The organism is Bacillus sp. SORGH_AS_0510 (genome assembly GCF_030818775.1).
In the GTDB taxonomy this organism is placed as follows: domain Bacteria; phylum Bacillota; class Bacilli; order Bacillales; family Cytobacillaceae; genus Neobacillus.
In genome coordinates this window covers 4,783,594-4,798,398 of sequence record NZ_JAUTAU010000001.1, presented here as the reverse complement: position 1 = coordinate 4,798,398, position 14,805 = coordinate 4,783,594, and the positions used below count along the sequence as shown (strand labels likewise).

General features: G+C 38.9%; 10 protein-coding genes and 2 riboswitches. Of the genes, 9 read left to right on the top strand and 1 reads right to left on the bottom strand.

Annotation, left to right across the window (positions count from 1 at the left end; genetic code table 11):
* The first annotated feature begins 106 nt into the window (after positions 1-106).
* Positions 107-1,015 (top strand): NAD-dependent epimerase/dehydratase family protein, encoded by a 909-nt coding sequence (locus QE429_RS24235; protein WP_307290655.1) that lies wholly within the window; start codon positions 107-109, stop codon positions 1,013-1,015.
* Positions 1,016-1,081: 66 nt separating this feature from the next.
* Here the strand turns inward: QE429_RS24235 and QE429_RS24230 are convergent, their stop codons facing one another.
* Complete coding sequence (locus tag QE429_RS24230; RefSeq protein ID WP_307290654.1) at positions 1,082-2,179, bottom strand: tetratricopeptide repeat-containing glycosyltransferase family 2 protein; 1,098 nt, start codon at positions 2,177-2,179, stop codon at positions 1,082-1,084.
* Between the two features lie 191 nt (positions 2,180-2,370).
* On the opposite strand from QE429_RS24230, the gene QE429_RS24225 reads away from it, so the two are divergent.
* The 8 genes from QE429_RS24225 to ptsG all read left to right on the top strand — a co-directional run bounded on the left by QE429_RS24225 (position 2,371) and on the right by ptsG (position 14,518).
* Entirely contained in the window at positions 2,371-3,036 is a 666-nt protein-coding gene (locus QE429_RS24225; protein WP_307290653.1) for an S-Ena type endospore appendage, read from the top strand.
* 217 nt (positions 3,037-3,253) lie between these two features.
* Positions 3,254-4,195 carry an AAA family ATPase gene (locus tag QE429_RS24220; protein WP_307290958.1) on the top strand — a complete coding sequence of 314 codons (942 nt, stop codon included), beginning with the start codon at positions 3,254-3,256 and terminating at the stop codon, positions 4,193-4,195.
* Position 4,196: 1 nt separating this feature from the next.
* Entirely contained in the window at positions 4,197-5,411 is a 1,215-nt protein-coding gene (locus tag QE429_RS24215) for a DUF58 domain-containing protein (RefSeq protein WP_307290652.1), read from the top strand.
* Complete coding sequence (locus tag QE429_RS24210; RefSeq protein WP_307290651.1) at positions 5,411-7,627, top strand: transglutaminase TgpA family protein; 2,217 nt, start codon at positions 5,411-5,413, stop codon at positions 7,625-7,627. The genes QE429_RS24215 and QE429_RS24210 overlap by 1 nt, the downstream gene beginning before the upstream one ends.
* A gap of 75 nt (positions 7,628-7,702) precedes the next feature.
* A riboswitch (purine riboswitch) is annotated at positions 7,703-7,804 on the top strand.
* Between the two features lie 128 nt (positions 7,805-7,932).
* On the top strand, positions 7,933-9,471 hold the full coding sequence (guaA, locus tag QE429_RS24205; protein WP_307290650.1) for a glutamine-hydrolyzing GMP synthase: 1,539 nt from the start codon (positions 7,933-7,935) through the stop codon (positions 9,469-9,471).
* A gap of 112 nt (positions 9,472-9,583) precedes the next feature.
* Positions 9,584-9,685, top strand: a riboswitch (purine riboswitch).
* Positions 9,686-9,797: 112 nt separating this feature from the next.
* Positions 9,798-11,126, top strand: a complete 1,329-nt coding sequence (locus QE429_RS24200; protein ID WP_307290649.1) for an NCS2 family permease — start codon at positions 9,798-9,800, stop codon at positions 11,124-11,126.
* A 309-nt stretch (positions 11,127-11,435) separates the two neighbouring features.
* Positions 11,436-12,278: a glucose PTS transporter transcription antiterminator GlcT gene (glcT, locus tag QE429_RS24195; protein WP_307290648.1), complete on the top strand. Its 843-nt coding sequence runs from the start codon at positions 11,436-11,438 to the stop codon at positions 12,276-12,278.
* Positions 12,279-12,469: 191 nt separating this feature from the next.
* A complete protein-coding gene (gene ptsG, locus QE429_RS24190) occupies positions 12,470-14,518 on the top strand; it encodes a glucose-specific PTS transporter subunit IIBC (RefSeq protein WP_307290646.1) in 2,049 nt (682 codons plus the stop codon).
* Positions 14,519-14,805: the final 287 nt, after the last annotated feature.

Here is a 14,805-nt window from a genome sequence, read left to right as displayed (position 1 = left end):
ATTTCTTACCTGCGGTAAACGTTCATTAAAAAAAGTCCAAGCAATAGCCGGACTTTTTCATATGTAAGTAAAGAAGAATCATTACCAAATAAAAGTGAGGGGTAAAATGAAAGTTTTAGTAACTGGAGGAGCGGGGTTTATTGGATCTAATGTCGTCGAAGGGCTTATAGATGAAGGGTATAGAACGGTTATAGTAGATAATTTGTCTTCTGGGAAACAGAAATTTATTCATCCAGAAGCCAAATTTTATTCATTGAACATTCTTGAGGATAATTTAAAGACAGTATTTGAAAAAGAAAGGCCAGATGCAGTTATTCATCTAGCGGCGCAAATCAATGTTCAAGATTCTCTTGAGAAATCCACTCTAGACGCGGAGGTTAATATTCTAGGTACTTTGAAGATCTTGGAGTTATGCAGAAAATATAATTGTAAATTAATCTATTCCTCCTCTGCAGCGGTTTATGGAAATCCCGTTTATCTGCCTGTAGACGAACGGCATCCAATAAACCCGCTTTCTAACTATGGTATCTCTAAATACACACCTGAAATGTATATATATTTATTTTCGCAACTATACAGTTTAGATTACACCATCCTTCGTTATGCAAATGTCTATGGAATCAGACAAGAGCCAGAAGGTGAAGGCGGTGTGGTCTCTATTTTTATAAAAAAAATGCTCAATAATGAGGCTCCTATTATTTATGGGAATGGTGAACAGACAAGAGATTTTATCTATGTAAAAGATGTTGTATCCGCAAACTTAGCGGCTCTGAAAAAGGATACTCGAGGTGTATTCAATATTAGCTGTAATAAAGAAATCTCTATAAACCACCTTGTTGATGAAATAAATAGTTTACTAAATACAAAGCTAACGCCAATTTATAAAAAATTTAAATCGGGCGATATCATCCATAGTTGTTTGGATAACCAATTAACCATAAAGAAATTAGATTGGAATCCTGAATTCTCGCTTCGAGAGGGATTAAAGAAAACAATTGAATACTATCAACTGTGAAGGAGTGATAATGAAAAGGAAGAAAATAATAATACTTAAACCAAAAGAGGGAATCTATATTCCCTCTTATTTCTTTCCATTTTTATTTTTCAAGTAATCATTAAAAAACTTCTCGTTGAAAAGAACCTGCTTGTCATTAGGACGGTATTTTTTTGCCATCTTATTATGTTCAATGGATTTTTCTACATTTCCTAATTCCCAATGGCAGACACAAAGGGCTAAATGAGGGTACCAGGTAGAATATGACTCGTTCTGAAAACCTGAAGTTATTTTTTTCTTTTGGTATGCGATATCATACCAAAAGACAGCTGTTCGAAATAATTTTCTCGCTTTAAAGTAATCCCCTATCCGGCAGCTAGTTTCTGGGCGAGGAACATCGTAAGCTAGTGTTTTTAAAAGGGCATCCATTTCCTCCTCTTTCTCACCTCTACGTGCATGAATATCAGCCAAATAAAGGCATGCTCTTATATTATCTTCAATCCAGCCCTTTTTACCTCTAAGAAACTCATTGTAGTAAATAATGGCTTTTTCATATTGTTGATGATCACGCAGCTCATTTGCGAAATAAAATAAGTCCCTGGGGGAAAAATCCTCACCATTTTTTATTCTATTTTCATAGATTCGTAGATTCCTGTCTGATATTTGAGTGCTGGCCTTTTTTATATGTTTTTTATGTTCTACAGCAATATCTGATGAAAGGATATGGCCGCCAACTTCCAAGTATTCATGTACGGGTCCTATCCACTTAAAGTTCTTACTCCTTTTCACCAGGCGATTCCTTCTGTAATGGAAAGAAGGGTTACCATATTCGTCTCTGTCAATTACATAAATCATGGATACGGCATCGACAGTTCCATCCAGCGTTGCTTTCAATTTATGAAACTTTTCCTGTTCATTAGGAAGCAGCACATCGTCCGCATCTAGCCACAGGATATAATCCATAGTTGCCTGACTGAAAGCAAAGTTCCGGGCTGCTGAAAAATCATCAATCCATTTAAAGTCCAATACTTTATCCGTAAACTGTTTAGCAATTTCTTTTGTGCGATCCGTGGAGCCTGTATCCACAATAATGATTTCATCACAGATTTTTTGAATACTTTGGAGACAGTTGGCTAAAACTTCTTCTTCATTTTTCACAATCATACAAAGACTAATGGTTGTCATTGAGTCACCTCTTAATAAATGATTTCTCATCATTTTATGTGAATGGACAAAGTTTGGAACCTTCTATACTAATAGATTTATGCCTGTTCTTTATCTAGATTTTTAACCATATTTACTAATACCCAGTCCCAAACCACCATTCATGCATAGGATAATATAAAGAACAGACCAGCACGAAGGATGGACTTACTATGACCCCATTGTTAGGACATAAACAAGTTATTATAGGTAAATACTGCCAATATCCAGTTATTTTTTACCTGCAAGGAGGAACGGTTTTAAGCAGTATTGGTTTGCATGGAATAAAACCATTTACCACAAAGTATTATTTAATTACATCAACGGATCATTCGAGCGGCTGTTTGAATCTAAGACTATTAAAACCTAGCAAACATTGCTCGAACAAGATGATCCTTGTACCTTCAGATACGTGTATAACCGTTGACAGGAATTGCATTTGCGGCTTTCAGTTTTTGCCTTGTATTCCAGTAGGTGAATGTGAACAAAGTCCAATAATTATTGAAGACTGCATGTGTGCTCCATTTAGTATAGTTTCCGGCTATAAGGAGACGGTGTTGTGGAAAACAAATTTCCATTCTTCTTTTAGTGGTTCTCTAAGCCTGTGCATTGAGGAAGGATTTCATGAGAGCTTGGAATTAAGGGTGTACCACCATAATTTGCATGAATATTGCACCTATCCGATTACACAAGAGGATGAGTTTTTTATTTTGCAGGACTGCAAGATGATTACACTTCACAGAAAGGTACCCTTGAAAAAAGTAAAAGGAATATTTGAAATAAAAATGGCAGGCGAATTAATAGATGAAGATGAAGTAGTTCCTTCCTTTTTGCAATAGATTATGCGGAAAGGATGGAGCTGCTTTTATTTTTTTTGATTTTGACCTTCCGGTATGAAACAATTTCAAACCTAATCCCGTCTAATATTTACGCGGATTTTGTATATTGTGTGACATATTATACAGGAATTTACAGATAGATAGAGAATACATAATTATCGTTAAATAAAATAAACGGTCTATTTATAAAGGAGGAGTCAACTTGTCATTAGAACAAATGAATCCCACTATAGAGAAAATATTAGCAAATATTGAAAAGGTAATGATTGGGAAAAGAAATGTGGCAGAGCTTAGCCTTGTTGCCTTATTGGCTGATGGCCACGTATTATTAGAGGACGTTCCTGGTGTAGGAAAAACGATGATGGTACGGGCGCTTGCCAAATCCGTAAATGCGAATTTCCGTCGGATTCAATTTACGCCGGATTTATTGCCATCGGATGTAACCGGTGTATCCATATATAATCCAAAAGAGATGGAATTTCAATTTCGTCCAGGGCCATTGATGGGCAATATCATCCTTGCTGATGAAATTAACCGGACCTCGCCAAAGACTCAGTCCGCTCTTTTAGAGGGGATGGAGGAAGCAAGCGTGACGATTGATGGAGTCACTCATAAACTGAACAAACCATTTTTCGTAATGGCCACCCAAAACCCGATTGAATATGAAGGAACATATCCACTTCCAGAAGCACAGCTCGACCGTTTTCTGTTAAAAATGAGGATGGGCTACCCAGAGATGCAAGAAGAGATTGAAGTGCTGAATCGTGCCCAAAAGGTGCCGCCGATTGAAGAACTTACTCCTGTTGTCGATCTTGAGGGGCTGCTAAGCTTACAAAGAGATATCAAAGAGGTATTCGTTGATGATAGTATCAAGCGTTATATTGTAGATATCGTCAACCGGACGCGCGGACATGGCAGCGTGTATCTTGGAGCAAGTCCAAGGGGATCGATCGCCCTTATGAAGGCAGCGCAAGCCTATGCATTTATGTATGGCCGTGATTATGTATTGCCAGATGACATCCAATATCTAGCTGCATATGTATTATCCCACCGGATTATCTTAAAGTCTGAGGCAAAATTCGAAGGGATATCTGCAGAAGAAGTGGTGCATAGGGTGGTTGCAAGAGTCCCTGTACCGGTACAAAGGCTTGTGAAGTAAGATGAAAAAGCTGTGGAAACCATTTAAAAAGGTATGGAGATTCATCCTATTGCTATTCTTAATTCTCCTTACTTTCTCATATGCCATGTTTCAAGGAGGATTCGTTAGCTGGTTTTTATTCTATAGCTTTCTGCCGTTCTCCATTTACTGCATAGTGATATCCTTCTACTCTTTAAATGAACTGGAGATTACAAGGATTTTACCTAAGTCTGATTATAATGCTGGTGAGCCATTAATAGTGAGAGTAATGATCAAAAGGAGAAATTCATTCCCGCTCTTTTATTTACTTGTTGAAGACAATTTAGATGATACATTAAAATTTGCGGAAAAATTACATTCTCCTAAGGCATTCTTGTTCCCTGGATTGAGACGGGAATTCTCCTATGAATATACAATAAATAAATTACCGCGCGGGGAGCATTTCTTCCATTCCTTCACACTAAGGATAGGTGATCCGCTTGGCTTATTTGAAAAGGAAAAAACATTTCGTGCGGAAGGAAGAATTGTTGTTTATCCGGCCTACACCGAGCTTATCTATCGGCCATTTGAAAACCAGTATGATCAAGGATTAACCGCTTCACGTGAGCGGGTTCAACGGGATACTTCGATGGCGGTTGGTGTAAGAGACTATCAGCCGGGTGACCGTTTCTCGTGGATTAACTGGAAGGCTTCCGCCAAACGAAATGTGATTATGACAAAGGAATTTGAGCAGCGGCAGTCACATGATGTATTTGTCATCATGGATTGTGCGCCAGATCAACGATTTGAACCGGTTGTTTCCTTTACCGCCTCTCTTTTACGAGCTGTTCTAAAGAAAGGGGCACAGACAGGATTGTTAACCTTTAGTAGGGAAAGAGCTTCCTTTCCAATTAGAGGAGGAGAACAGCATCTTCAGCAGCTTTTTTATCATTTGGCAAAAATTGAGGCAAAAAGTCTGCGCTCGTTTGAAAAGGTGTTGGAAAAGGAAGCTCTTTTCATTCAACAGACCGTGTCCTTTATGCTTGTAACGGCTCAATTATCAAAACCACTGATTGAAAAGGCAAGCTTTCTTGGCCAAAGAAAGGGCTCTATTACGGTCTTTCTCATCAAGGGACAAAGAGAGTCTCCGACAGATGAAGAACGCTCACTGATTGCCATCGCGAATGCACGTGGAATACGGATTGTCCTTGTTCACGAAGGAAATTTCGCATCAGTGTTTTCGGAGGTGACACGGTAATGAAAAGGGATATTCCTTCTTTTTTGTTGAATTTGCTAGGATTCATCCTTCTGTGGGAATGGCTGCGACCAGTAGAGAAATTAACACATACGGAAAATATAGAAATATTTATTATCTTCTTGCTGATTTCTTTCCTGTTGTCCTATTTGAATCTGAAGTGGATTTGGCAGTTACTAATTAAAATTTTCTATATATTATTTTCTGTTAACCAATTGCATTATGAAGAGGGATTCTTCCAAGCTAGCTGGGTGAAGAGCTTTTTGGGCAATATTACTTATAATATCGGATTGCTCATGAACCGCCAATGGAATGAGATCACCAATGAATTTCGCTCGCTGTTGTTTTTTGTCTTGCTTTGGCTCATGGTCTACCTCATTCAGTACTGGATGTTAAACAGACAACGAATATTTATCTTTTTCTTTATGACACTTGTCTATATTACGGTGCTGGACACATTTACACCGTATAGCGCAAAAGCAGCAATTGTTCGCACGGTTGTGGCCGGTTTTGCTTTAATGGGAATGTTGACTTTTTCGCGAGTGATTCGTAGAGAAAATGTCACCTACGACCCATCATTTATTAGAAAATGGATGAGACCACTGGTCATTATGATTTTGGTGAGTGTGCTTGTTGGTATTGCCGCTCCTAAAGCTGCTCCCATATGGCCAGACCCTGTCCCATATCTGACAGCTAACAATGAGAAAGATAAAAAGGATAATGCTGGAGGTATTCACCGTATTGGATATGGTACAGATGATTCAGCATTAGGTGGTCCGTTTATCGGCGATAATAATCCGGTCTTCCAATATGAGGGAAATGGAAAAACCTATTGGAAGATGGAGACGAAGGATATGTATACGGGAAAAGGCTGGCTTGCATCAGGTTCAACACCCATTGAATTTCGCCAGGAGGATTTGGTCCCTGTTTTCTCAATTCCAAGCGCAGTAGAGACGATTAAGGAATCGGTTAGTGTAAGGGCACATGTCAATTATAGCTACAACTATATTATGTACCCGGCGGGAATTAAAAAGGTGGCAAAAATACTGCCAGAGGACCCGAATGGAAATAAATTCTTTGTTGATACAACCAATGAACGAATTAGCTTTTTCAAGAATGATAACCGTCCTGCGGTACCACAGGTTTTTACCTTATCGTATGAAAAACCTAAATATAAAGCGGCGGACCTTCTAGAAACAACTAGCTTTAATCCGAATGATATGAACCCTGAGTTTTATAAAAAATACACGCAAGTGCCTGAAACATTGCCTGGTCGAGTAAAAGAGTTAGCTGAAGATATTACAAAAGACAAATCTAATTGGTTTGAAAAGGCCAAAGCTGTAGAAAGCTACTTTGGGAATACGGACTTTACTTATGATCAAAAAAATGTCGCCGTTCCTGGTGCAAAAGATGATTACGTCGATCAGTTTTTGTTTGAAACAAAAAAGGGATACTGTGACAATTATTCTTCTTCCATGGCTATTATGCTTCGTAGTATTGGGATACCAACCCGTTGGGTAAAGGGATTTACAGGTGGGGATTTTCTTCAATATAGTGATGAAGCCTCCGGTGAACAGGTATACGCTGTGACCAATAATAATGCCCACTCATGGGTAGAGGTGTACTTTCCAAACCAAGGGTGGGTTCCATTTGAACCGACAAAGGGCTTTAGCAATGACATTATAATTAACTACGAAGCCGTAGGAAATTCGGCAAACAACCCAAGTGCTACTCCAGCATTTGCACAGAAACCGCAAAAGGAAGAAATAGAGGAGCCTAAGCCAACAAAGGATACGGAAAGCTCGTTTGACTTTAATAAGCTTTGGGACACTATCGCTTCTGTTTTTAAAAATAATTGGAAAACAGGATTATTCCTTTTGGTAATTATTGCATTCGTCGTCTGGATTCTCTACCGAATTCGAGGCAAGTGGGTTCCATACTTTGTTATGCTACGATTCATGTTTAAAAGGAAAGACGAGAACATAGGAGTAGCGTACTTGGTATTACTCGATCAACTGGAGCGTTATGGGTTAAAACGGAAGGAAAATCAAACATTAAGACACTACGCCCGCTATATCGATTCATTCTTTTCAACAAAGGAAATGACACGATTAACGGTGTATTACGAACAATATATGTATCATCAGAACCTTCCGAAGGGTGCCTGGGAAGAGTCGTATAAATTATGGGAAAATTTAATTAAAAAGACAATCGCTTGACCTGAAAAACAACCTATTGTTACAATATGTTTTAATTTCATGTATAGCTTTCGTGTATTTGGATACTTGGGCTATTCTAAATAGGTACGTTTCCTTCATATATCCTCGAAAATAGGGTTCGAGAGTCTCTACCGGGTCGCCGTAAATGGCCTGACTATGAAGGCAGGATTTTTTCTATAGGTCTTTTTACTAGAGAACTAGAATTCTGCCTTCCTGATATTTTTAGGGGGCAGATTCTAGTTTTTTTTATTTTTTTTCAAATTGGTAAAAGCTAATAAAAACTTAAGAAGATTGAGGTGGCTGTTTTGGCAGGGAAGAATGACTTAGTTATTGTTTTAGATTTTGGAAGTCAATACAATCAGTTAATTACACGTCGGATTCGTGAATTCGGTGTCTATAGTGAGCTTCACCCACATACGATTACGGCTGAAGAAATCCGTCGTTTAAATCCAAAAGGAATTATTTTTTCTGGCGGACCAAACAGTGTGTATGATGAAAATTCTTTCCGTTGTGATGAGTCCATTTTTGAAATGGGTCTGCCGATTCTTGGGATATGCTACGGCATGCAGCTGATGACGGTTCATTTCAATGGTAAGGTGGAAAAGGCGAAAAATAGTGAGTACGGAAAGGCGACGTTGACGGTTCAAAATCAGTCAACCCTATTTGCCGGTCTGCCTGATGAGCAAGTGGTTTGGATGAGCCACGGTGACCTTGTAGTGGAAGCCCCAGCCGGTTTTACTGTTGATGGTACAAACCCTTCTTGTCCGATTGCGGCAATGAGTGACGAAGCAAGAAAGCTTTACGCTGTTCAGTTCCATCCAGAGGTTCAGCATTCTGTATATGGAAATGACCTGCTTAAAAACTTTGTGTTTAACGTATGTGGCTGCAGTGGCGACTGGTCGATGGAAAACTTCATCGAAATGGAAATCGCGAAAATTCGCGAGACGGTAGGCAACAAGAAAGTCCTTTGTGCACTAAGTGGTGGTGTAGATTCATCAGTTGTAGCGGTATTGATTCACAAAGCCATTGGTGACCAATTAACATGTATTTTCGTCGATCATGGTCTGCTTCGTAAAAATGAAGCGGAAGGCGTTATGAAAACTTTCTCAGAAGGCTTCAATATGAATGTCATCAAAGTCGATGCCAAAGAAAGATTCATGTCCAAGCTTGAAGGTGTTTCTGATCCTGAGAAGAAGCGTAAGATTATCGGTAACGAATTTATTTATGTATTTGATGATGAAGCTACAAAGCTTGAAGGCATCGAATTTTTAGCGCAGGGAACACTTTACACGGATATCATCGAAAGCGGTACAGCTACGGCTCAAACAATTAAATCTCACCACAATGTGGGCGGTCTGCCAGAAGATATGCAATTTAAGTTAATTGAGCCGCTTAACACCCTGTTCAAGGATGAGGTTCGTGCATTAGGTACGGAACTTGGTATTCCGGATGATATCGTTTGGAGACAGCCATTCCCGGGTCCGGGTCTAGGTATTCGTGTGTTAGGAGCAATCTCTGAAGACAAGTTGGAAATTGTTCGTGAATCAGATTGGATTTTACGAGAAGAAATCAAGAAAGCCGGACTTGATCGTGAAATTTGGCAGTACTTTACCGTACTTCCTGACATTCGCAGTGTCGGTGTAATGGGAGATGCTAGAACTTACGATTACACCATTGGCATTCGTGCTGTTACATCCATTGATGGGATGACTTCGGATTGGGCAAGAATTCCTTGGGATGTGCTTGAATTGATTTCAACCAGAATTGTGAATGAAGTGGCGGATGTCAACCGAGTGGTATACGATATCACGAGCAAGCCACCTGCAACGATCGAGTGGGAATAATAAGTGAAATTTAAATAGTATCTCTAAATACGAACGATTATTTTATTTTATAAAAAATCGTTCGTATTTTTTATTGACGAACATAGTTGATGCTGTTATGATAGTAGAGTAATCAATAGATGTCGAATCACGTCGTATAATATTGGGAATATGGCCCAAAAGTTTCTACCGAGCCACCGTAAATGGCTTGACTACGAGGCAGTGATTAATAGAGAGGGTTTCTCTTTCCTCTGTTAATTCTCTTTGCCCACGTCAACGCTCCGGTAGAATATGCCAGAGCGTTTTTTGTTGTTAAAAACAGAGATCTTTATAGGGGGAAAAGAAACATGCATAAGTATTTTGAGTTTGAAAAGTACGGTACCAATTACCGCCGCGAATTTATCGGGGGATTAACTACTTTCTTGGCGATGGCCTATATTTTGGTCGTTAACCCGTTAACCTTATCACTTGCTTCTATAAAGGATTTTCCAGATGCACTTAGAATGGATTATGGTGCTGTGTTTGTAGCAACAGCTTTAGCATCTGCTTTAGGTTCTATTATCATGGGTCTCCTTGGTAAGTATCCATTGGCATTAGCACCAGGTATGGGATTAAATGCTTTCTTTGCTTACACCGTTGTTTTAGGAAGTGGGATTCCTTGGCAGCATGCACTTGGCGCAGTACTTATTTCTGGGGTGTTTTTCTTCTTATTAACTTTAACTGGACTTCGTGAAAAAATTATTAATGCGATTCCGATTGATTTGAAGCACGCAGTTGGTGCTGGTATTGGTTTGTTTATCACATTTATCGGGTTACAAAATGCTGGAATTATTGTAAACAATGATGCGACACTAGTAGGACTCGGCGATTTAACAGCAGGAAACACATTACTTTCAATATTTGGAATTCTTATTACCGTGATTATGATGACTAGAGGAATTAATGGAGCAGTTTTCTTTGGAATGGTTATCACAGTTATTGTTGGTATGATTTTTGGCTTAATTAAGGTGCCACATCAAGTGGTTGATACAGTACCAAGCTTATCACCAACCTTTGGTGCAGCGTTCTCTTCTTTTGGAGACAGCTCATTCTATACCACTTCGATGTTAGGAATTATTTTAACTTTCTTGTTTGTTGATTTCTTTGATAATGCCGGAACACTTGTAGCTGTTGCGAACCAAGCTGGAATTATGAAGGATAATAAGCTGCCGCGTGCAGGTCGTGCACTTATTTCTGACTCTATTGCGACTAGCGTCGGCGCGGTTCTTGGTACATCAACAACGACTTCTTATATCGAGTCATCAGCAGGTGTTGCTTCTGGAGCTAGAACTGGTTTTGCATCATTAGTTACTGCCGGAATGTTTATCTTATCGCTATTTTTCTTTCCGCTATTATCAGTAGTAACTGCACCTGTAACAGCACCGGCCCTGATCATTGTGGGGGTCTTGATGGTTTCATCTTTAGGAAAAATTGACTGGCAACGTTTTGAAATTGCGGTCCCAGCGTTCTTAACGATGATTGCGATGCCGTTATCATACAGTATTGCAACAGGTATTGCCGTTGGTTTCATCTTCTATCCTATCACGATGATTGTGAAAGGAAGAGTAAAAGAAATCAATCCAATCATGTATTTCTTCTTTGTAATCTTTGTTCTGTATTTTATCTTCCTAAAATAAATGAGTGGAAAAGAGCTGCCGTCGCTGCAGCTCTTTTTTGCATAATAAGGATGTGAAAAATTCGACATCGAGAATTGTCCAGCTCCAGCGCCTAGCCCCTCGGGACAAATAACCTTCTGCAATAAAAGTCAAAGAAACGACTTTTATTGCAGAAGAACATTTGCCTGTCGGGGCTGGTCAAGGCGCTTGCGCTTTTCTTGTTTACCAGTTATTTGTCATAAAGGTGTCGAACTTTGTCGTTGACTTCCTGATTCACCTCTTATAACATGATAATACTAAGATAAACATGGTATGAGGGGAGGGAAGGGTTTGGCAAGTTTATTAATTGATAAAGTGTTAAATAACAATGTCATTATTGCTGAACACCCCTCCTACGAAGAAGTGGTTGTCATTGGAAAGGGCATTGGCTTCAATCGAAAACGCGGTGATTATATTGATACAGATGTAATCGAAAAGCTATTTGTCCTGAAAAATGAAAAAGAACAGGAAAATTACATTAAACTGCTTCCGTTTATCGATAATGAGTTTTTAGAAGTGATTATTTCCGCCATAGATTTAATTAAGCGAAGAACCAATTCTGTGCTGAATGAACATATTCATGTGGCATTAACAGACCATCTCATGTTTGCTTTAACAAGGGCATCGCAAGGAATGGAAATGAATAATCCGTTTTTAGTGGAAACAAAGGCACTATATCGCCATGAGTTTGAGATTGCAAAAGAAGTGGTTGAGCTAATTAAAGAAAAAACGGCAATCAGCTTGCCGATTGGTGAGGTTGGCTTTATTGCCCTTCATATTCATAGTGCACTTTCGAATCGAAACCTATCTGAAGTAAATCAATACTCACAGCTTGTCAGCCGCTTAGTTGAAATGGTAGAAGAGCAATTTGAGATAGAGATCGATAAAGAAAGTATTGATTATATGAGGCTTGTTCGCCACCTGCGCTTTGCAATTGAAAGAGTAGTGAAAGGCGAAAAAGTCGAGGAACCAGAAAAAATTGCTTCCCTCTTGAAAGAAGAATATCCAGTGTGCTATAATCTCTCATGGAAGCTCATTAAAGTGATGCAGCAAACATTAAAAATGAAGGTTTTCGATGCAGAAGCGGTTTATCTAACCATGCATCTGCAACGTCTTCAACATAAATTTAAATAGCAATTATTTTTTACGTGTTACTGATTCGATCAGGCATGAGTGAAAAGTATTAATTGAAATGAAGGATTAGGGGTAATCTATACCCATAGCCTGCATTCAATTGAACTTTTACTCATGCCTTTTTTTATTGGTAATTTTACCAATAATGTAACCGCTTTATGAGCTAGAAAAATATTTAGGAGGTAACATTTATGTTTAAAAATGCTTTCGGCGTCTTGCAAAAAGTCGGTAAAGCTCTAATGTTGCCGGTTGCACTTTTACCGGCAGCAGGTATCTTACTTGCTTTAGGTGCTGCTCTTGTAAACCCAGCACTATTAGATTTAGCGCCATTCTTAGATAACAGTGCTGTAGCGATGGTGGCATCAGTTATGAAAAATGCTGGTGATATTGTCTTCGGTAACCTTCCGCTTCTTTTCGCAGTTGGTGTTGCGATAGGTTTAGCTGGCGGAGAAGGTACAGCCGGACTAGCAGCTATCATTGGATATTTAATTATGAATGTAACAATGGGTACTGTTTTAGGGATTGACGCAAAGGATATTAATGGTACTAATTATGTTAGCGTCCTTGGAATTCCGACTCTTCAAACAGGAGTATTCGGAGGGATTATCGTCGGTATAATTGCCGCGACATTGTACAATAAGTTCTTCGAAATTGAATTACCATCTTATTTAGGATTCTTTGCTGGAAAACGTTTTGTTCCGATTATTACGGCGGGTACAGCGATCATCTTAGGCTTAATCATGCTAGTTATTTGGCCACCAATCCAATCAGGATTGAACGCATTCTCTAATAACATGGTTAATGCAAATCTAACTCTATCTGCTTTTGTTTTCGGAGTAATTGAACGTTCATTAATTCCATTTGGTTTACACCATATCTTCTATTCGCCATTCTGGTTTGAATTTGGCAGCTATACTACAAAAGCTGGCCAAGTGGTTCATGGTGACCAACGTATTTTCATGGCACAGATTTCTGACCACGTGAAAAATCTAACTGCAGGTACATTCATGACTGGTAAATTCCCATTCATGATGTTTGGTTTACCTGCAGCAGCATTAGCGATCTATCACGAAGCAAGACCAGAAAGAAAAGTAGTTGTAGGGGGACTAATGGCTTCAGCTGCCCTAACATCTTTCTTAACTGGTATTACAGAACCAATTGAATTCTCATTCTTATTCGTAGCACCAATCCTTTTCGGTATTCACGCAATCTTCGCTGGTTTATCATTTATGGTTATGCATTTATTAGATGTAAAAATCGGTATGACATTCTCTGGTGGTTTAATTGACTACATCCTATTCGGATTAATCAACCCACAAACACATGCTTGGATTGTTATTCCTGTTGGTTTAGTCTTTGCTGTGATTTACTACTTCGGTTTCCGTTTTGCAATTCGTAAGTTCAACCTGAAAACACCAGGTCGTGAAGTGGAGGAAGAAGAAGGTCAAGCACAAACAGGTAAAGCTAGTTCTGGCGATTTGGCTGCTAACATCTTAGCGGCAATGGGTGGTAAAGAAAATATCGCTCATCTTGATGCATGTATAACACGTCTTCGCGTGTCTGTTAATGATATTAAAGATGTAAACAAAGACCAATTGAAAAAATTAGGTGCGGCAGGTGTACTTGAAGTAGGTAACAACATTCAAGCAATCTTCGGACCACGTTCTGAAACAATTAAAGGTCAAATGAAAGACATTATGTCTGGAAAAAGACCAAGCGCAACTACAGTAAATGTAGAGAAGCAAGAAGAGGCTCCAGTTGTAGCTCCAACAGAAGCAAAAGGGAACGAAGTCTTCGTGGCTCCGATTAAAGGGGAAATCAAGGAGATAACTGAAGTACCTGACCAAGTGTTTGCTGGAAAAATGATGGGTGACGGTTTTGCGATTGTTCCATCTGAAGGATTAGTGGCATCACCTGTAGACGGTAAGATTGTCAACCTATTCCCAACAAAGCATGCGATTGGTATCCTATCTGACGGTGGACGTGAAATTCTTATCCACGTTGGTATTGATACAGTTAACTTAAAGGGCCAAGGTTTCGAAACATTGGTTTCAGAAAATGACCGAGTAGTAAAAGGTCAGCCGTTATTAAAAGTGGACTTAGATTATATTAAAGAACATGCAACATCAATTATCACTCCGATTGTTTTCACTAACCTAGCTGAAGGTGAAAAAGTGGAGATTACAAAGCCAGGTCTTGTGGATGTAAAACAAGAAGGCATCATCAAGATCACAAAATAATGGGAAGCCGGCGATCAGCCGGCTTTCTTTTTTTATCCTATATTATAGAAGGAAAAAATAAATTTGAATTTGTTGTTGACGGGGTGGGTGGAGGGTGGTATTATATTAAAGCAGTCGTTAATGACGCGTTAACAACATATCGATGATAAAAAAACTTCGATAAATCGATTGACATGAAATTAACGATGTGATATAGTAATAAAGTTGCTTCTGAAAAAAGTAACAAAGATTGTTCTTTGAAAACTAAACAAACAAAAACGTCAACAAACAATAACATTTAACTTCTT